This window comes from Legionella navarrensis (assembly GCF_052527415.1).
Map to the genome: position 1 here is coordinate 1 of NZ_JBNVZR010000006.1, position 17789 is coordinate 17789.

Below are 17789 nucleotides of genomic sequence, written 5' to 3' on the forward strand. Positions count from 1 at the left end.
AGCCGCGGTACGTAGGGGGCTTAGAGTGTCAAGCAAAACTTAAGCCTAATTGGAAGGGCCCGCCTGCGCGGGAATGACCGACCGGAGTTTTGTCCCGTACAGAGAAAATTAATATCCATATCATTGCCTTTCTGTTTTTGCCAGCCGAAGCGTACTGGCGAGGCTTAGCTCAATAGCGTTATTAATCGTATTCTCAATCAGCGACTTATCCTCAGAAAATGGAGTCAGGTTATCACCGATAATCGCCAGCACAGCACCTGCGGAAACGCCCTTTTCTGGATTACGTGCACTTGCAAGTGAGGCAAGAATAAACAATTGAGCGCATTCCATTTCAGTTGCCAGAACACCGGCAGCTGTCATGCTCCGCATATACTGGTGATGCTCGTCTACTAACGAATAATCAAACTCACGCGCAAACAATGAACTTTTAGAATGGACTATGCCAATATGAGCGGATTTTTTTTCCTGCAGGCTTTGCTGTATGGCGCCAAGATAGTCAAGAGAGGCAACCGCCGGATACTCCCGATAAATATAGTCCCAGGAGGCTTTGTCGTCTCGTACTGCGGCACTGGCAATAACCAGATCTCCCGTCTTGATTCGAGGGGCCTGTAAGGAAGCTGCTGTTCCTACTCGCAGCAGCCGCCGGGCGCCAAGTAAAAGCAGTTCGTTGATGATGATATCGGCGCTGGGACCACCCATGCCCAACGATACCGAAGCAACGTCGATCAATTCTCCGTCAGGCCCAGGCAACGTCCCTAGATAAATGTTGTGCTGTCTGGGATGCTTATTGACTCGTACCTGCTGGAAACGCTCACTGATAAGCCGGGCACGCTCATCCGAGCCGGTTAAAAACCAGTAGCGCCCTATACTGCCGTTACCCTGCATATCCTCCGGAAGCGCGTTGATATGGTGAGCCTGACTTGTGCTGTTCATAACGTTCCTTGTTTAATCATTCGACTCAGGGCATTTTTTGAAAATTAACAACGACCGTTTTCACATACAGGTCCTCTTTTTCCCAGGGTCGCCTGTAGCTTAAAGTTACGGAGGTTGATGTCGGCCTGGGTACATCTTTAATTAATTGAAATGAGAACACATCGAAACCACCCGCGCCCATGAGTCGGCTGTCTGGCTTTTCGTAGCGCTCGGATGTCAGGCTGATGAGTGTGTTATCGTATTTTGTAATGATCCATTTGTAACCTGTCGTTATGTTTGAAGGCAGGCGGATAATGAAGGCCGTTTCAGCGGGTTTGACGTCGATCTGATCGGTCTGCTCTGCTCCACTGGCTACAGGAAGCAGGAAAAACAGCACAGCAGCAAATATAGCTCTCATGGTCACGTTCCTTGTGTTTGTTTTACAGACCCGCGAGAATCTGTAATGCCTGACGAATCAACTGCTCGCAGCTCTTGTTACCATCATCTATTTTCCTGATAACCTTCGTTGCTTCCTGTGCTTTATATCCCAGAGCCTCCAGTGCGCTGATGGCCTCGCTCTGATCACGTGCCAGTGGCGCCACGGCTATGGCATCAGGCACAGAATCGCAGGAAACAAGATTTTGAATGCTGTCTTTCATTTCAATAACCAGACGTTCCGCTGTTTTCTTGCCAATACCGGGTAATTTGGTTAAAAGCAGCGTATTTTGCTGGACAATGCTTTGTACGAATTCAGTTGGGGTGATGCTGGACAAAATAGCCATGGCCACTTTGGGGCCTACACCGTTTACCTTAATCAGTGCGCGGAACAGCGCCCGCTCCTGTTTATCAAGGAAACCATACAGTAACAGCGCGTCTTCTCTGACTACCGTATGAATGTGCAAACCAACCATATCCGGATGGCTGTCCAGTTGAAAAAACGTCTGCAGAGACGTTTCTACATCATAGCCTACGCCGTTCACATCCAGCACAAGCCGTCCTGGCTGGTGTTTATCAATGGGTCTTCCCCGTAACCATCCTATCATCGAGCACGTCTCCTTAATTGCAGGCCATTACGCCGGTGACTATGGCAAATGGCTATCGCCAGTGCATCGGCCGCATCACTTTGTGGTGCCGCGTTCAGCATCAGCAGATTCATGACCATCTGTTTTACCTGAGATTTTTCGGCAGCACCATAACCTACAATAGCCTGCTTCACTTCCCTTGCGGCATACTCACTGACTTTGACACGATGCGAGGCGGCCGCAACCATCGCCACACCGCGTGCATGGCCAAGCTTTAATGCCGAACTGGCATTCTGATGCATGAACACTTCTTCAATGGCCACTTCGTCAGGAGAATACGCATCCATCAAATGGCAGATACCATTGTATATTTCCAGCAGGCGTTCGGATAACTCACCGTCTGCTGTTCGAATGCAGCCGCTGTCAAGATAATACAGCCGGCGCTGCTGCTCGCGAATAATGCCATAGCCGGTGATACGCGATCCCGGATCAATCCCAAGGATAATGGTCATCAATCCATCGATTCAAACATGGATTCCGGGAAACGGGCGTTACTGTAGACTTCCTGGACATCATCCAGATCTTCGAGCATGTCGATAAGTTTCACCAGTGATTCTGCCGATTCGTTGTCGATTTCAACCATCAGCTGCGCGCGCATGGCCAGCTGAGACTGCTCAACTTCAAAGCCGGCTTTTTGAACGGCATTAAGAACCGCGTGATAGCCATCAACGGGTGTGATAATTTCCACCTGACCATCTTCTTCTGACACGTCATCAGCACCCGCTTCTATCGCAAGCTCAATGGCCGCATCGGCAGCCTGGCCTGCGGCCAGTAAAATTTCGCCCTGATGATTGAACAGATAGGCAACGGAACCGTCTGTACCGAGGTTGCCGCCATGTTTGGTGAAGGCATGACGTACTTCCGACACGGTGCGGTTCTTGTTATCGGACAGGCAGTCAACAAGTATGGCTATACCGCCTGGTCCATAGCCTTCGTAGCGCATATGAATCATGTTGGCGCCATCGAGGCCGCCGGCTCCACGTTTGATGGCATTATCGATGGTATCGCGTTTCATGTTCGCTTTCAGGGCTTTCGTCACTGCATCGCGCAAACGGGGGTTGGTTGATTCCTCACCACCGCCCATCCGGGCTGAAACGGTGATTTCACGAATGAGTTTGGTGAAAATTTTACCGCGTTTGGCGTCTTGAACACCCTTACGAAACTTGATGTTTGCCCACTTACTGTGACCTGCCATGTTATTACCTCACGAGGAATGCCCGGAAATGAAACTAGTCTTTGATTTCCGACAGCTAATAGAATAAATTGAGTTAATTATACCTTGTCGTGCGTCTAAAAAAAACGGACAAACACAGGCAACGCCCCAAAAAAGGAGATCGATCGTGCTTTTGACAGGATTTGGCAACTACCATCAATCGGAAGCCGTAGCGGGCGCTTTGCCACAAAACCAGAACTCACCTCAGAAATGCCCGCTCAATCTGGTCGCCGAACAACTGAGTGGCAGTGCCTTCACGCGTGAACGGCATCTCAATCTTCGCAGCTGGCTCTATCGTAAGACTCCATCAGTGGTGCATGGCGATTATCAGCTGTATGACAACGGCTTCCCGCTTAAGTCTGCCGGTCTGCAGTCCCCCAATCCCCTGCGCTGGTCACCTTTACCTGCTCCAGTGCAATCGCTGGATTTTATAGATGGCTTGTTTCATGTTGCCTCCACGTCACAGCTGAGCACGTGGATCTATCAGTGCAACAAGAGCATGACCGAGCGTTATATGAGTAACAGCGACGGAGAAATGCTGTTTGTTCCCTATGAAGGCGAAATAACTCTGTTTACGGAGTTTGGCCGCCTGAGCATTGCCGCCGGTCAAATTGCCATTATTCCGCGTGGCGTGGTTTTCAAGGTAGAACTCAACACGCCGCGGGCCTGTGGCTATCTCTGTGAAAACGCAGGCCAGCCCTTGAAACTGCCTACCCTGGGATTGATTGGCGCCAATGGACTGGCTAATCCCCGCCATTTTGTTTACCCCAATGCCTCTTATGAAGAGGGAAACCATCCTGTCAGCCTGTTTTGCAAGTACCAGGGACGGTTGTGGGTCAGCCAGCGCCCTGCCACGCCCTTAAATGTATTGGCCTGGCATGGTAATTACGCCCCCTGCTCTTACGATCTGTCCTTGTTTAATACCATTAACACCGTGAGTTTTGATCATCCGGATCCGTCTATTTTTACCGTACTTAGCTCAGAAAGTGCTGTACCTGGTATAGCCAATCTTGACTTCGTTATTTTTCCGCCACGATGGATGGTTGCTGAAAACACCTTCAGGCCGCCCTATTTTCATCGTAATATCATGAGCGAGCTGATGGGTTTGATTACCGGACAATACGATGCCAAGAAAGAAGGATTTACGCCAGGAGGTATCAGTATACATAACAATATGGTACCACATGGCCCAGACACAGAGACTTACCATACAACGGTGAACGAAGAGCTGACGCCCGGACGTTACGACAACACACTGGCCTTTATGTTTGAAACCAACGAAGTGTGGCAGGTCAGCGAGGCAGCCATGGCACACGCCTCCCGACAGCAGGATTATTCTGCTTGTTGGCAAGGCCTGGGCTTGACCGTATAATGCCGCAAACCAACAGCATTTAACGGGCATTATGAATCCACTCAAACTTTTATTAAGTCGACTGATTTTTGTCAGTCGCTGGCTGCAGGCGCCTCTTTACATAGGTCTGATTGCCATACTGGCAGCCTATGTTTACCGCTTTATTCATGAATTATTCGAACTCATCATGCACCTTAATGGGTTTGATGATAATCACATCATGCTGGGCGTGCTGGATCTTATCGACGTAGTCATGATAGCCAATCTGCTGATCATGGTTGTGATGGGAGGATACGAAACCTTCGTATCGCGGCTCGATCTGAAGTCACATCCGGACCAGCCAGAATGGCTGGATCATCTGGACGCGGGAGCTATGAAAATAAAACTGGCCGTAGCTCTGATTGGTATTTCATCCATTCATTTGTTACGAACATTTATCGACCCAACCAAACTGGGTTTTTATAATGTCATGTGGCAGGTGGTTATTCATTTAACGCTGCTGGTCTCAGCTCTCGCGATTGCCTATATTAACAGGATGATTGCACATAAAGCCGCATAAGTGCGATATCAGATCTTCAGGGTGGATAAAGGAGCGAAAGCTACGTACCCACCCTCTAACTCACTCCTGATATTCACTCTTAATTCTCGTAATCGTGCCCTTCCGGCACGGGACCCTTGCTTTTAAGCTCGCTAAACAAGGTATCGCCTCTCTTTTTTTCATCCTCAGTCAGCGAAGGTGTCAGCCGTTCCAGCTCATGAGCGGCCTGCTCGTTTTTGTTGTCTGAGGCCATTTTCAACCAGGCGTATGCCTTGACCTTGTCTTTTGGCACGCCAAGACCAGCACTATACATATACCCCAGCTTCGCCTGGGCCGCTGCGTTACCCTGAGCGGCAGATTTGGCAAACCAGAAAGCCGCCTGTTCATAGTCTTTTTCAATCCCTGCTCCAGTCAGAAGCATCTGCCCCAGCTCCATCTGAGCCTGGTCCTGTCCCAGTTCCGCTGATTGCTGATACCAGTAGGCCGCTTTTTCTGGCGAGGCTTCGATGCCAAGACCGTTCATGTATTGATAAGCGAGATAGGCCTGAGCATTACGATGCCCCTGATTGGCAGCCTTAGACAGCCAGTAAGTTGCCTCTTTTTGATTAGGCGGCAGGCCATAATCACCGGTATAAAGAAGCCCGAGGCTGTATTCGCCTTTGGCATCGCCCTGCTCAGCAGCCTGTTTATACCAGTACATTGCTTTTTCCACATTTTTATCTGTGCCGCTGCCAACCATGTACTGATAGGCCAGATTCACCTGCGATTTGGCGTATCCTTTCTCGGCAGATTTGGTGAACCACTCAAAGGCTTTTTTGTCATCAGCCTTTACACCATCCCCAGTGGCATACATCAAACCGATATTGCGCTGAGCAATTTCATTGCCCTGTAATGCGGCTTTCATGTACCAGGCAAAAGCCTGCTCATAATTCTGTTTAAATCCTTTACCAGAGTCATACAGGTAACCGAGACTCAGCTGCGCCAGAGCGTTGTTTTTGTCTGCCGCCTTTCGGTACCATTCACCAGCCTTCACATCATCCTGATTGACCCCGTATCCGTATTGGAACATTCGTCCCAGCAGATACATGGCATCATCGTTACCAGCATTGGCGGCTTGAGATAAATGAGGGAATGCGGTGCTGTAATCACCGTTTTCATACGCTGAAAAGCCAACAATTTCGTCCGCAAAGGCTACGTTTGCGGCCAGGCAGGCTGCCAAAATAAGTGAACGCATGCAAACTCCTTACATAATCTCTTATGTAAAAGCGTAGGACATTCACCGTAGAAATCAAATTTAATCAAAAAATTGCGAAAACCAGGCTGCTATCGTGGCTGTTGATGAGCAAAGCACCACACCCCAGACCCAATCGATCAGTGTGACGGATAATGGCCAGTCTTTGAATATGGAGTACGTCGTCATATCGTATACACCATACGTTATCAGGCCAAATAGCGCTCCGTAGAACAAGGAGTGACCGATTCCATAATCAGCCATGGGCAGGACAAAAACAACCACAGCCAGGGCAAGCAGCAGATAAACCAGTGACGCAGCCCACCAGACTGGCTGCAACTGACCATCTGTTAAACGCAGCCAGGGTGCATAGGCAGTCTGATACATATTTTTTGCAATTAACCCAAGCCAGAGCATATCGAGGAAAAAAAACACAAAAAGGCACAGAAAAAATAATTTTAAATGAAACATAGTAGGCGACCTGTCAAGTTTACGTGTATGCTTAAAGTTATGTTAAATTTAACTCTTTAGAACCATGCCAATAAAAACTATTGATTACAGTATCTTACATGGAGCAATTTTACAAGGTTGTCATCATGTTGTTACAAAAAAGAATGCTCTGAATGCCATTAATTTTTTCCCGGTAGCCGACGGCGATACCGGTGATAACATGGCGGCCACCGCAACGGCAATCATTAGTTATTCCAAGCCCCATCCCTCGGTTTCCTCGACTCTGCAATCGATTGCCGATGCCAGTATCATGGGCGCGCATGGAAATTCCGGCATGATTTTTTCTCAGTTTTTCAACGCGCTGATTCACGACAGGCTGCCAGATGAACACATCACCATTCAGGATTTTTCCGGTCTGCTGAAATCAGCTGCCGAGGGTGTCCGCGCCAGTATTTCCAATCCGGTCGAAGGAACCATCCTGACCGTCATCGATGCCTGGGCTGTCAGTATTGATAGTCTGTCTGATAAACACGAATGCTTTCAGCAATTGCTGAATAACGTCAGGCCGCTGCTGAACGAGGCCGTGGAGTCCACTTCACGCCCTATCAGCGCGCAGGATGACGAAGAGGCCGTGGATGCCGGCGCACTTGGTTTTTTCCACTTCACCGAAGGATTTGCAGAATTCCTGATCAATCCCGGCGCACTGCCTGAAACGGAAGGACAGCCAGATTTAGATACGGAACATCATGAGGCGCACTTGATCGAATGCCGCCCCAGTCATCGTTATTGTACCGAAGCCTTATTGACTTCAAGTCAGATTGATAAAAAGGCGCTCACCGAAGAGTTAAGCCGATTTGGCGACAGCGTGGTACTGACTGCCAACTCACGCCTTTGTCGCTTTCATTTACACACGAACAACCCGTCCGACGTATTCAAATCCCTGATGAATCATGGAACCATCAATTATCCAAAAATTGACGACATGCAGCGTCAGTTCGAATCCATACACGAGCGTAAGCAATCGATTGCGCTGGTAACCGATTCGGGGGCAGATATCCCACTGTCGTTACGTGATCAGTTTCAGATTCATCAGATCCCGTTGAATGTGCATCTGGATGGTCATCACTTCCTGGATAGAAACTGCTTCGACCCGGATGAGTTTTATAATACGCTGGCCTCATTAAAAGATTACCCACGCACGTCTTTTCCAGCCCGGCAGTTGATCGAGAACAAGATACGCCAGTTATCCTCTCACTATGATCATGTGCTGGTCATCAGCCTGTCACAGGTATTAAGCGGCATACACAATGCCTTCGCCAGCATAGCTCAGACTATCGATAATGTTCATGTTATCAACTCCTGCCTCAGTTCCGGCGCGCAAGGACTGCTGGTTATCAAGGCAGCCGAGCTGATTGAACAGGGCATGAAGATTGATGAGATAAAGGCAACACTTGAAGAACAAAAAGGTAAGATTTTCTTTTATGCCATGGTAAACGACGTGGATTCTCTGGTGCGCTCCGGACGAATCAGCAAACTCGCCGGCGGTGTTGCCCGATTTTCGCATATAAAACCCATTTTCTCTTTTGACCAGGCAGGTAAAGCCGTGTTGTGTTCACAGGCGTTCAGCGAGCGCGGAGCCATGAACAAACTGATCACGCTGGTGCAGCATCTTCAGGAGCACGACGGGCTAAGTCTGGATCGTTACTGCATCATTCATGCGGGTATCAAAGAAAAGGCAAGGGAATACAGCGACACGACAGAAAAGGAATTAAAGCAGGAGCCCGTGTTTATTGAGCCAGTTTCCACAGCGGTGGGCCTGCATGGCGGAAAGGGCTGTATCGCTATTGCAGCCATGATGAAAATTTAAAGGACTTATTATGCGGCGTCAGTGGTATCTGGGATTAGGTCTGGTACTGTTAAGTCTGTTTATGATTTTGGTCATGATCGACAATACAGACTGGTTTTTGATGATATTGATCCCACTGATTCTGCTGTGGATTTACGATCTGCTCCAGAAAAAGCACAGTCTGCTGCGCAACTTTCCCGTCCTCGGCCATATGCGTTATATTCTGGAGTTCTTTCGCCCGGAAGTTCAGCAGTATTTCATCGCCAATGACGAAGACGAGCGCCCTTTTAACCGGGAAACGCGCACGATAGTGTATGAGCGCGCTAAAAACGTACGTGACACCGTTCCTTTTGGCACCGAAAAGGATATCCTCAAAGTGGGTTATACCTGGGTGCTTCACTCCATGGCTCCGAAACACATGACCGAAGTTGATCCCCGCATTATGGTCGGTGGTCCGGACTGCAGCAAACCCTATAATGCCTCGCGTCTTAATATCAGCGCCATGAGCTATGGCGCGCTGTCGCCCAATGCCTTAATGGCTTTGAATAAAGGGGCAAAAGCCGGCGGCTTTGCTCACAATACGGGTGAAGGCGGCATCAGCCCTTTTCATTTACAGGGTGGCGATATTATATTTCAAATTGGTACAGCGTATTTCGGCTGCCGTGATGATCAGGGAATGTTTGAGCCTGACATGTTCCGCCAGGAAGCCTGTCGAGACGAAGTAAAAATGATTGAAATCAAACTGTCGCAGGGTGCCAAGCCCTCGCATGGCGGCATTCTGCCCGCCGCCAAACTCACGCCTGAAATTGCGGCGGTGCGTAAGGTTAAAATGGGTTTTGATGTTCTTTCTCCCCCGGCACATTCCGCGTTCAGCACACCGATTGGCTTATTAGAGTTCGTCAGGCAATTGCGAACCCTGTCAGGTGGCAAGCCAGTTGGCTTTAAACTGTGCCTTGGCCGGCGAGACGAGTTTCTGGGAATCTGCAAAGCCATGCTCGAAACCGGTATCCTGCCCGATTTTATCACGGTTGACGGGGCCGAAGGCGGCACGGGCGCCGCGCCCCTTGAATTTGCCAACCACGTGGGCACGCCGCTGGAATCAGCACTGGTTTTTGTTCATAACGCCCTGGTTGGTATCAATGTACGCCAACACATCCGCCTGATCGGCAATGGCAAGGTAGCCACAGGTTTTAACATGGTTTGTAACATTGCCCTTGGCGCCGACATCTGTGGCTCAGCCCGCGCCATGATGATGGCCGTTGGCTGCATTCAGTCAAAGCAGTGTAATGCTAATACCTGCCCAACGGGTGTTGCCACGCAGGATCCAAGGCTGCAGCTGGGGCTGGTGGTTGACGAAAAACAGCACCGCGTAGCGAATTTTCATAAAAACACCATCAAAAGCTTCCTTGAAATCGTCGGCGCCATGGGTTTAAACAACCCCAGCGATCTGAAGCCAGAATACCTGATGCGCCGCGTGGGCGAAACACAGGTGAAAAACCTGCGCGAGATCTATGAGTATCTGGAACCTGGTCAATTGCTCACGGATAATGTTCCAAAGTCGTATAAAGCAGACTGGAAAAACGCCTGTGCGGAGCGTTTTTAGCAGGACTCATGCATAACGACAACACCCCGGATTACGGCTTCGCCTAATCCGGGCTACATGTTGAAAAGCGCACCTTACTGTAGCCCGGATTAGGCGAAGCCGTAATCCGGGAGCCTCACTAATACAAGGCTTCAAAAATAGCCGCGGCACCCATACCCGTACCAATACACATCGTTACCATGCCATAGCGACCCTTGGTGCGACGCAAACCATGCAGCAGGGTTGCCGTACGAATCGTACCTGTCGCACCCAGTGGATGCCCCAGAGCAATCGCACCGCCCAAAGGGTTAACCTTATCGCGAGGCAGATCAAGCGTTTTAATAACCGCAAGCGCCTGAGCAGCAAAGGCTTCGTTCAGTTCAATCCAGTCAATTTGATCCAGAGTCAAGCCGGCACGTTTCAAAGCCAGCGGAATCGCACTGACGGGGCCAATTCCCATCACATCAGGCGCCACACCGGCGACTGCGTAACTGACGAGACGTCCCATGGGTTTCAGTTGAAAGCGTGACAGACTTTCCTCACTGGCCAGCAAGGCAATACCCGCACCATCACTGGTTTGTGAGCTGTTTCCAGCCGTTACTGTTCCACGAGCCGCAAAGACGGGGCGTAAGCGGGAAATAACCTCATAGGATGTATCTTCTCTCGGGCCTTCGTCCTGTGTAATCAGACGGTTGCGCACGTCCAGTGTCGACGAGTGCAGATCAAGATGGCGGACATCAATTTCAACCGGCACAATTTCCGCATCAAAATCACCTCTTTTCTGTGCGGCGATGGCGCGCTGATGGCTCTGAGCAGCAAACTCATCCTGCTCTTCACGAGTCACATTCCAGCGTTTGGCAACATTTTCAGCGGTGATACCCATGCCGTAGGCAATCGCGACATTTTCGTTGTCAAACCAGGATGGATTGGCTGTGTACTTGTTCCCACCCAATGGCACCATGGACATGCTTTCCACACCGCCCGCCAATGCCAGCGACATATCGCCATGCGCTATGGTTGCGGCTGCCGTAGCAATACTCTGTACGCCTGATGAACAAAAACGGTTGATGGTCATGGCGGGAACAGAATCCGGCAGACCGCCCATGAGCGTTCCAATCCGGGCCACGTTCATGCCCTGCTCTGCTTCAGGCATTGCACAGCCAACTACTACGTCACCCACATCAGCCCAGTTGACGGAGCTGTTTCGCTCGGTCAGGGAGCGAATACAGTGAGCCAGAAGATCATCTGGCAGCGTATGACGGAACACACCCCGTGGCGCTTTACCAACCGGGGTACGCAATACATCAACAATATATACATTAGTCATGATAGGTTTTCCCCGTTTAGTTGCGCAATGGCTTGCCGGTTTCAAGTAAATGAGCAATTCGCGCCTGAGTTAAGGGTGTTTCAGCCAGAGCAACAAAGGCCTCTCTTTCCAGCTTCAGCAGCCAGGCTTCATCCACCATGGTCCCCTGATTCACGTCACCACCACAGATCACATGTCCAATTTTGCTGGCAATGTCATAATCGTGTTGTGAAATAAATCCACCAGCCAGCCAGTTGGATAAACCAGCCAGCAACCTGGCATGCCCCTCGCGTCCGGCAGCCTTGAAACTGTGGCGTAAAGGTGCGCTGTAATTGGCATCCAGCAGGTATTTGATTTTCGACAGGGCGACATACAACACTTCATCACTGTTCATGACCCAGGTATCGGTTGGGCGCAGGTAATGACGCAGCACAGCATCGGGTGCACTGGCTGATACGGCCGCTGTAGCAATTTGTTCAAACAGTGGCTGAATAAAGGTCATCAGGTCTGCCTGCCCGGCATGATGAGCAGCACGCAGTGCCATTTCCTTGCAACCACCGCCAGCAGGAATCAATCCTACCCCCACTTCAACCAGTCCTGGGTAGGACTCAAACGCAGCAACCGCAGCATCGCAATGAAGAAGCAGTTCGCAGCCGCCGCCAAGCGCACGCCCACGCAGAGCGGCAACCACAGGAATGGGCGAATATTTGATGCGCATTACCGTATTCTGGAACGCCGTTATCATGGCATCGACACCTGCCATGTTCTTATCTTGAATCAAGCCCATGACCGAGCGCAGATCGGCGCCAGAACTGAAATTATCCGGATTATTCTGATAAATAATCACACCTCGGCAGGATTTTTCGGCGGCATCCATGGCCATCTGCAGGCCATCCAGGACCTCCTGACCAATAGTATTGGCCTTGCTCTTAAACGACAGGACAGCAATATCGTCTTCTAAGTGGGTCAGGCTAATCCCTTTGTTTTCAACCAGAACAGTTTTCGATGGGCTGATCTGACGGCGATATACCGGCAGATTACTGCCCGGCATGTAGCTTTTAGACGCTGGCGCATAGGCACCTTCGCGCGTATAAAACTGAGTATTATCGTTTAGCCAGCCCGGCAAACCAGCAACAGACTCGTGTTTACGAATCTCAACCAGCATGCGATCCACACCAAAGGCCTGCCAGGTCTCGAAAGGTCCCTGCTGCCAGCCAAAGCCCCAGCGCATGGCCAGGTCAACATCGCGCACATTGGCCGCAATATCTTCCAGATGAAAGGCACAATAATGAAACAGATCACGGAAACAGGCAGCCAGAAACTGTGCCTGTCTGTCGGTAGAGGCCAGGAGGCGCGATACGCGCTGACCAATATCCTTCTCCGCCATGATAGACTGCACTTCTGCACTGACCGCTGGGCTGGAGGCACGATATTCACCCGTAGCATAATCAAGAACCTCAATCACCTTTCCGGGTTTGCGGTAAATGCCCTGACCAGTTTTCTGGCCAAGATGCCCCTCTGAAATTAATTTACCCAGCCAGACTGGCAGTTTAAACCAGGCATGCCATGGGTCTTTGGGCAATTGATCCTGCATGGTCTGTACCACATGCTCCATGGTATCCAGCCCTACCACATCCATGGTTCGGAAGGTTGCGGACTTCGGCCTGTTCAGCAGGCTACCAGTGAGCGCATCCACTTCATCGAGGCCCAGATTGAAGGCTTCCGCGTGATGAATGGTCATTAACAGGGAAAACACACCGATACGATTGGCGATAAAATTTGGTGTGTCCTTTGCTACAACCACCCCTTTACCCAGATTACTGGTCAACCAGGTTTCCAGATGGTTTAACAGATCTTTTGAGGTAGCCTTGGCCGGGATCAGCTCAGCCAGGTGCATGTAGCGTGGTGGATTAAAAAAGTGCACGCCGCAGAAACGGCTGTGCAGAGACTCGGGTAATACCGAAGCCAGTGAGTTTATGCTCAGGCCGGAGGTATTACTGACCAGAATAGCCCGTTTATTCAAATGGGGCGCGATACGCTGGTAGAGGCTCTCTTTCCAGTCGAGGCGCTCTGCAATAGCCTCAATAACCAGATCACAATCGTGCAGGTCAGCCAGATTGTCATCGTAGTTTTTTGCCTGCAGAAATGTTGCTGTTTTTGTGGTGGCCAGAGGGCTGGGCTTAAGCTTTGTCAGATTAACAATCGCTTTATCAACCAGAGCATTAGCGCCTGCTTTCCCTGCCATATCGTATAACAGCGTTTCGATACCCGCATTCACACAATGCGCCGCTATTTGAGCACCCATAACGCCGGCTCCAAGCACGGCTACTTTTTTGATATGAAATGGCTCAGACATAATTCCAGTCCTTATTCAGTGTAAGATAAATAATAATAGCAGAGAAATGCCATCACAAATCAAAACGAATTCCCTGTGCCAGTGGCAGGGTATCGCCCCAGTTAATGGTATTGGTCTGGCGACGCATATAAGCCTTCCATGAGTCGGAGCCAGACTCGCGCCCGCCACCCGTGTCTTTTTCACCTCCAAACGCGCCGCCTATCTCGGCGCCTGAGGTGCCAATATTGATGTTGGCAATACCACAGTCGCTGCCCAGCGCACTTAAAAAGCGTTCAGCGTGTTTCAGATTTTGCGTGAAAAGGGAGGAAGATAACCCCTGGGGCACACCGTTCTGCAGGGCGATGGCCTCTTCCAGTGTGTCGTAAGGCATTACGTACAGGATTGGTGCGAAGGTTTCTTCCTGAACAATATCCCAGTGATTTTCCACATCGCAGACCAGAGTTGGCTGAACATAGGAACCAGGACGATTCAGAACTTCCCCGCCAAACACAATCTGGCCGCCAGCTTTACGAATCCGGGCAATGGCCGCACTGAACTGGTCAACGGCCTGTTGATCTATCAATGGTCCCATCAGATTTTTACTGTCCAGCGGATCACCGATTGTGACCTGCTCAAAGGCATGACGTAAACGCTTGAGCACATCCTCGTAGCGGGATTTTTGCACAAACAAACGTCGTGTTGTTGTGCAGCGCTGTCCTGCTGTACCTACCGCTCCGAATACAATCCCCGGAATGGCAAGGTTTAAATCCGCTGTTTCATCCAGAATAATAGCATTGTTTCCACCTAGCTCAAGGATGCTGTTACCGAGGCGGGCCGCTACTTTTGCAGCCACCTGTCTGCCCACAGCCGTTGAGCCGGTAAACGAAATCAGGGGAATACGCGGGTCATTCACCATGGCCTCAACCACATCATGCGATTGCGGAATAATCAGAGAAAAAATGTCGGGGCTGTTTGTTTCCTTCAACACCCTGCTGCATAAGTGGTGCACAGCTATGGCGCAGAGCGGCGTCTTGGCGGAGGGTTTCCAGATAGTGACGTTACCGCAAACAGCGGCAATAAAGGCATTCCACGACCAGACCGCAACGGGAAAATTAAAGGCAGATATAACGCCGACAATTCCATAGGGATGCCATTGCTCATACATGCGGTGCAGAGGACGCTCCGAATGCATGGTATTTCCATACAGCATGCGCGATTGTCCAACAGCAAAATCAGCGATATCAATCATTTCCTGAACTTCGCCATCGCCCTCCTGTTTCGACTTACCCATCTCCAGCGAAACCAGGCTGCCCAGCCAGTCTTTGTTATCGCGCAGTACCTGACCAATCAGGCGAATCACTTCACCACGCTTCGGTGCGGGGTATTGTTTCCAGGCCTGAGCGGCCTGTTCTGCGCGTTGCATAACCGTTTGATAATCGTCCATAGAACAGGTGGCGACTTCGGCAATCAGCTCACCAGTAGCCGGGCTGAAGGATGATAATCGATGCGCCCCGGTATGGCTTTGCCAGTCATGACCGCTGAAAGCGCCTGCATTTATCGGCGAAACAGCGAGGTGTTTCAAAAAATCCATACCAGTCTCCTATGCGTAACATTGTCCAAAACGATTTGCCATTACATCGGCGAGGCGGAAATTTTCCTGCAGGATCAGCCCCTTATATTCATTTGCCTGCCCCAAAACCAAATCCACAACCGCACAGATACCTGACGCAGTACTGACCTGGATGGCAGACCACTCCAGGCCGCGGATGACAGCGGGCCATATTTTTTTAACGTAGCTTTTTTCGGTTAACTCGCCGTTTTTCATGCCTTCAACCGTCACGTATACGATGACGATATCCTGATAGGTTTTAGGAATGGCGCGCTCAAGAATACGCTTGAGAGTATCCCTGTCTTCGTTCAGCTTCAGATCATTCATCAACAGACGCATTTTTTCACAGTGGCCGGGATAGCGCATGGTTTTATAGTTCATGCTCTGCACTTTACCAAGGTAAAGTTCTCCCAGACTGCCAAGGCCGCCCGAGGTGTTAAATGCTTCGTATTCACAGCCGTCAATCTGAATGGATTCACGCCCTTCCAATGGCTTCAACACCACGGGCTTACCACCTTCAATGCCATAACAGGGATTGCCGTATTCGTTAATAACGCCATCGGTTGACCAGGTGAGAGAATAATGCAGCGCATTGTTCGCCCGCTGCGGTAAGGCACCCACGCGCAGTCTGGCATTAATGCATTGATCAAACTCCTGCATCAGGCTGTTAGCGGCAATGCTGATAAACCCAGGCGCCAGCCCGCACTGTGGTACGAACGCAGTTTCTGCGCCCTGTGCTATATTTTTAACGGTTTCGGTGACTGCGGTGTCTTCCGTCAGATCAAAGTAATGGGCATTGGCGCGCCTTGCCACACGTGCTACGTGAGGATTAAGAAAGTAAGGCAGGCTTGATATAACAGCAACAATTTGATTTTTTTGAAAATAAGCCAGCGTGGCTTCTTCATCGGTCACGTCCAGACCAACGGTTTTAATTTGCGGAAACTCCTGCAACAGACGTGTCACGTCTGTACCCGAAAACTCCAGATCAGCCAGATGGATCTGATATCCTGCGCTGTCTGCCAGCAGACACGCGATTAAACTCCCTATTTTTCCTGCACCTGTAACCATAACGTTGTACATATCATCCATCTCCTTTGTAAAACGACGAGTTATCCTACACCAAAGTGCGGGTGGCGGATAGACTTACAAAGACAGCCTTGAGACAGTAAAAGCGCTGTTCGCTGGATATTGATCTATTAATAATCAAATGTGGTAATATTTTCTTAATGTTTGGGGTGTATATTAAAGTTATTGAAAGAATTTCCAGCAGAAATGAGGAGGATAAACATGTCATATACACCCCGTATCGATCCTCTTTATCTTAAGTCAGCTCTGCACTCTACATTGGAGACTGCCAACTCGTCAGTGGAAAACAGTGTTGATGTACTGTTTGATATGGGTTGCAATGAAAAGCTGAACGCCGAGGATCTTGCATTCCTGCGCACAACCAGGCTTGACGAGATTGTGTTTGAATGCTTTGATGAACCCAAATTCCGCATAACAAACAAAAACAATGGCCTCGGGCTCGATTTTTCCGATCGAAACGCAACCCGCGGTGAGCTACGCTCCGAGGTATTACGTAACAAATTGACTCAACTGTCAAAAGAGTCACCAGATCTGTCACTGTATGATGGTATTAACACATTGCTGAGATCAGCCAATGAGTCCGGCGATATCCAGTATTTTTTGTCATCACTTCTCAATTTTCAGGGATTGTTGGCAAGAGTAGATATTGGAGAACAATTTGCACACAGATTGCTGTCTGAAATTCAGGCTGGGCGTGTTAATAAGGACACATCTGTGGAGCAACTGAATGCGATTTATTGTAAGCTTCCATTAATTATCAAGCACAGGGCCAGAGCCATTTTCTCACCACTGTTGCGAGATATGCAAACGAAAATAGAGAGATTGAATACCGAAGCAGGTAAATACCCAGCTGACTCTTCACAAAGAATAGCATACATAAGGGCCTCTGCAGCAGCAACTCATTTGAAAAACGAAATAAACTATGCACTTGATGAACTGATACCAGATAAATCAGCATTTAACCGCTGTGTTAACAATGCGATAAAGGCAACAGAAAGCACGCTGGCAAAACATCGCGGGTGGAAACAGTTTTTCGCCAGGCTGGCCTGCGCGGCTGTTTCCGTGGGGACTCTCGGTATCGCTAATCTGGTCAGTTACGCGCTTAACCAGACCCCCACTTTTTTCAGGGTGAAAACAGAATCTAAAAAACTGGTTGATGAGCTGAAAGATATAAAGGAAAACGTCACTCGAAACATAATTTGAATCCATTTTGGCCGCTGAATAGGTTTGGTTTACTGAGCGCTCTCA

The 17789-nt window shown here is 49.7% G+C and carries 16 protein-coding genes; 5 read left to right on the top strand and 11 right to left on the bottom strand.

Annotated features, from left to right (window positions below):
- Nucleotides 1–120 precede the first annotated feature (120 nt).
- From ACQUTA_RS05190 to ACQUTA_RS05210, 5 genes are read right to left on the bottom strand one after another with little or no spacing between them, the layout of a single operon-like run.
- The gene (locus tag ACQUTA_RS05190) at nucleotides 121–933 is read right to left on the bottom strand and encodes a phosphorylase family protein (RefSeq protein ID WP_444987150.1); all 813 of its coding nucleotides are present in this window, start codon (nucleotides 931–933) and stop codon (nucleotides 121–123) included.
- 25 nt (nucleotides 934–958) lie between these two features.
- Nucleotides 959–1330, bottom strand: coding sequence for a protease inhibitor I42 family protein (locus ACQUTA_RS05195; protein WP_444987151.1), 372 nt, complete (start codon nucleotides 1328–1330; stop codon nucleotides 959–961).
- Nucleotides 1331–1352: 22 nt separating this feature from the next.
- Complete coding sequence (gene ruvA, locus ACQUTA_RS05200; protein WP_444987152.1) at nucleotides 1353–1955, bottom strand: Holliday junction branch migration protein RuvA; 603 nt, start codon at nucleotides 1953–1955, stop codon at nucleotides 1353–1355.
- Nucleotides 1952–2446, bottom strand: a complete 495-nt coding sequence (gene ruvC, locus ACQUTA_RS05205) for a crossover junction endodeoxyribonuclease RuvC (RefSeq protein ID WP_444987153.1) — start codon at nucleotides 2444–2446, stop codon at nucleotides 1952–1954. Before ruvC ends, ruvA begins: the two co-directional genes overlap by 4 nt.
- Nucleotides 2446–3189: a YebC/PmpR family DNA-binding transcriptional regulator gene (locus tag ACQUTA_RS05210; RefSeq protein ID WP_444987154.1), complete on the bottom strand. Its 744-nt coding sequence runs from the start codon at nucleotides 3187–3189 to the stop codon at nucleotides 2446–2448. The genes ruvC and ACQUTA_RS05210 overlap by 1 nt, the downstream gene beginning before the upstream one ends.
- A 145-nt stretch (nucleotides 3190–3334) precedes the next feature.
- On the opposite strand from ACQUTA_RS05210, the gene hmgA reads away from it, so the two are divergent.
- Both hmgA and ACQUTA_RS05220 read left to right on the top strand, forming a co-directional pair.
- On the top strand, nucleotides 3335–4579 hold the full coding sequence (gene hmgA / locus ACQUTA_RS05215; protein ID WP_444987155.1) for a homogentisate 1,2-dioxygenase: 1245 nt from the start codon (nucleotides 3335–3337) through the stop codon (nucleotides 4577–4579).
- Between the two features lie 31 nt (nucleotides 4580–4610).
- Entirely contained in the window at nucleotides 4611–5117 is a 507-nt protein-coding gene (locus ACQUTA_RS05220) for a TIGR00645 family protein (protein WP_444987156.1), read from the top strand.
- A 79-nt stretch (nucleotides 5118–5196) separates the two neighbouring features.
- Here the strand turns inward: ACQUTA_RS05220 and ACQUTA_RS05225 are convergent, their stop codons facing one another.
- Together ACQUTA_RS05225 and ACQUTA_RS05230 are read right to left on the bottom strand one after the other, a co-directional pair.
- Nucleotides 5197–6330 (bottom strand): tetratricopeptide repeat protein, encoded by a 1134-nt coding sequence (locus ACQUTA_RS05225; protein WP_444987157.1) that lies wholly within the window; start codon nucleotides 6328–6330, stop codon nucleotides 5197–5199.
- 60 nt (nucleotides 6331–6390) lie between these two features.
- The gene (locus ACQUTA_RS05230) at nucleotides 6391–6798 is read right to left on the bottom strand and encodes a DUF2177 family protein (protein ID WP_444987158.1); all 408 of its coding nucleotides are present in this window, start codon (nucleotides 6796–6798) and stop codon (nucleotides 6391–6393) included.
- A 64-nt stretch (nucleotides 6799–6862) separates the two neighbouring features.
- Here ACQUTA_RS05230 and ACQUTA_RS05235 point away from each other — a divergent pair, with 64 nt between their 5' ends.
- Nucleotides 6863–8644, top strand: coding sequence for a DegV family protein (locus ACQUTA_RS05235; RefSeq protein WP_444987159.1), 1782 nt, complete (start codon nucleotides 6863–6865; stop codon nucleotides 8642–8644).
- A 10-nt stretch (nucleotides 8645–8654) separates the two neighbouring features.
- The gene (locus tag ACQUTA_RS05240; RefSeq protein ID WP_444987160.1) at nucleotides 8655–10226 is read left to right on the top strand and encodes an FMN-binding glutamate synthase family protein; all 1572 of its coding nucleotides are present in this window, start codon (nucleotides 8655–8657) and stop codon (nucleotides 10224–10226) included.
- A 118-nt stretch (nucleotides 10227–10344) separates the two neighbouring features.
- On the opposite strand, the gene ACQUTA_RS05245 is transcribed toward ACQUTA_RS05240, so the two are convergent.
- Genes ACQUTA_RS05245 through ACQUTA_RS05260 form a run of 4 tightly spaced genes read right to left on the bottom strand, consistent with a single transcriptional unit; the run spans nucleotide 10345 to nucleotide 16535 of the window.
- The gene (locus tag ACQUTA_RS05245) at nucleotides 10345–11532 is read right to left on the bottom strand and encodes an acetyl-CoA C-acyltransferase (RefSeq protein WP_444987161.1); all 1188 of its coding nucleotides are present in this window, start codon (nucleotides 11530–11532) and stop codon (nucleotides 10345–10347) included.
- Nucleotides 11533–11548: 16 nt separating this feature from the next.
- Nucleotides 11549–13867, bottom strand: coding sequence for a 3-hydroxyacyl-CoA dehydrogenase/enoyl-CoA hydratase family protein (locus tag ACQUTA_RS05250; RefSeq protein ID WP_444987162.1), 2319 nt, complete (start codon nucleotides 13865–13867; stop codon nucleotides 11549–11551).
- A gap of 52 nt (nucleotides 13868–13919) precedes the next feature.
- The gene (gene amaB, locus ACQUTA_RS05255; protein WP_444987163.1) at nucleotides 13920–15437 is read right to left on the bottom strand and encodes an L-piperidine-6-carboxylate dehydrogenase; all 1518 of its coding nucleotides are present in this window, start codon (nucleotides 15435–15437) and stop codon (nucleotides 13920–13922) included.
- A 9-nt stretch (nucleotides 15438–15446) separates the two neighbouring features.
- Nucleotides 15447–16535 (bottom strand): saccharopine dehydrogenase family protein, encoded by a 1089-nt coding sequence (locus tag ACQUTA_RS05260; protein WP_444987164.1) that lies wholly within the window; start codon nucleotides 16533–16535, stop codon nucleotides 15447–15449.
- Nucleotides 16536–16742: 207 nt separating this feature from the next.
- Between ACQUTA_RS05260 and ACQUTA_RS05265 the strand changes: the two genes are divergently transcribed.
- Nucleotides 16743–17744, top strand: a complete 1002-nt coding sequence (locus tag ACQUTA_RS05265) for a hypothetical protein (protein WP_444987165.1) — start codon at nucleotides 16743–16745, stop codon at nucleotides 17742–17744.
- Nucleotides 17745–17789 lie beyond the last annotated feature (45 nt).

What these genes read in the sequence shown, in the direction of transcription:
- ACQUTA_RS05190 (WP_444987150.1), bottom strand. Translation starts at nt 933, where the DNA reads ATGAACAGCACAAGTCAGGCTCACCATATCAACGCGCTTCCGGAGGAT.
- ACQUTA_RS05195 (WP_444987151.1), bottom strand. Translation starts at nt 1,330, where the DNA reads ATGAGAGCTATATTTGCTGCTGTGCTGTTTTTCCTGCTTCCTGTAGCC.
- ruvA (WP_444987152.1), bottom strand. Translation starts at nt 1,955, where the DNA reads ATGATAGGATGGTTACGGGGAAGACCCATTGATAAACACCAGCCAGGA.
- ruvC (WP_444987153.1), bottom strand. Translation starts at nt 2,446, where the DNA reads ATGACCATTATCCTTGGGATTGATCCGGGATCGCGTATCACCGGCTAT.
- ACQUTA_RS05210 (WP_444987154.1), bottom strand. Translation starts at nt 3,189, where the DNA reads ATGGCAGGTCACAGTAAGTGGGCAAACATCAAGTTTCGTAAGGGTGTT.
- ACQUTA_RS05220 (WP_444987156.1), top strand. Translation starts at nt 4,611, where the DNA reads ATGAATCCACTCAAACTTTTATTAAGTCGACTGATTTTTGTCAGTCGC.
- ACQUTA_RS05225 (WP_444987157.1), bottom strand. Translation starts at nt 6,330, where the DNA reads ATGCGTTCACTTATTTTGGCAGCCTGCCTGGCCGCAAACGTAGCCTTT.
- ACQUTA_RS05230 (WP_444987158.1), bottom strand. Translation starts at nt 6,798, where the DNA reads ATGTTTCATTTAAAATTATTTTTTCTGTGCCTTTTTGTGTTTTTTTTC.
- ACQUTA_RS05235 (WP_444987159.1), top strand. Translation starts at nt 6,863, where the DNA reads ATGCCAATAAAAACTATTGATTACAGTATCTTACATGGAGCAATTTTA.
- ACQUTA_RS05240 (WP_444987160.1), top strand. Translation starts at nt 8,655, where the DNA reads ATGCGGCGTCAGTGGTATCTGGGATTAGGTCTGGTACTGTTAAGTCTG.
- ACQUTA_RS05245 (WP_444987161.1), bottom strand. Translation starts at nt 11,532, where the DNA reads ATGACTAATGTATATATTGTTGATGTATTGCGTACCCCGGTTGGTAAA.
- ACQUTA_RS05250 (WP_444987162.1), bottom strand. Translation starts at nt 13,867, where the DNA reads ATGTCTGAGCCATTTCATATCAAAAAAGTAGCCGTGCTTGGAGCCGGC.
- amaB (WP_444987163.1), bottom strand. Translation starts at nt 15,437, where the DNA reads ATGGATTTTTTGAAACACCTCGCTGTTTCGCCGATAAATGCAGGCGCT.
- ACQUTA_RS05260 (WP_444987164.1), bottom strand. Translation starts at nt 16,535, where the DNA reads ATGTACAACGTTATGGTTACAGGTGCAGGAAAAATAGGGAGTTTAATC.
- ACQUTA_RS05265 (WP_444987165.1), top strand. Translation starts at nt 16,743, where the DNA reads ATGTCATATACACCCCGTATCGATCCTCTTTATCTTAAGTCAGCTCTG.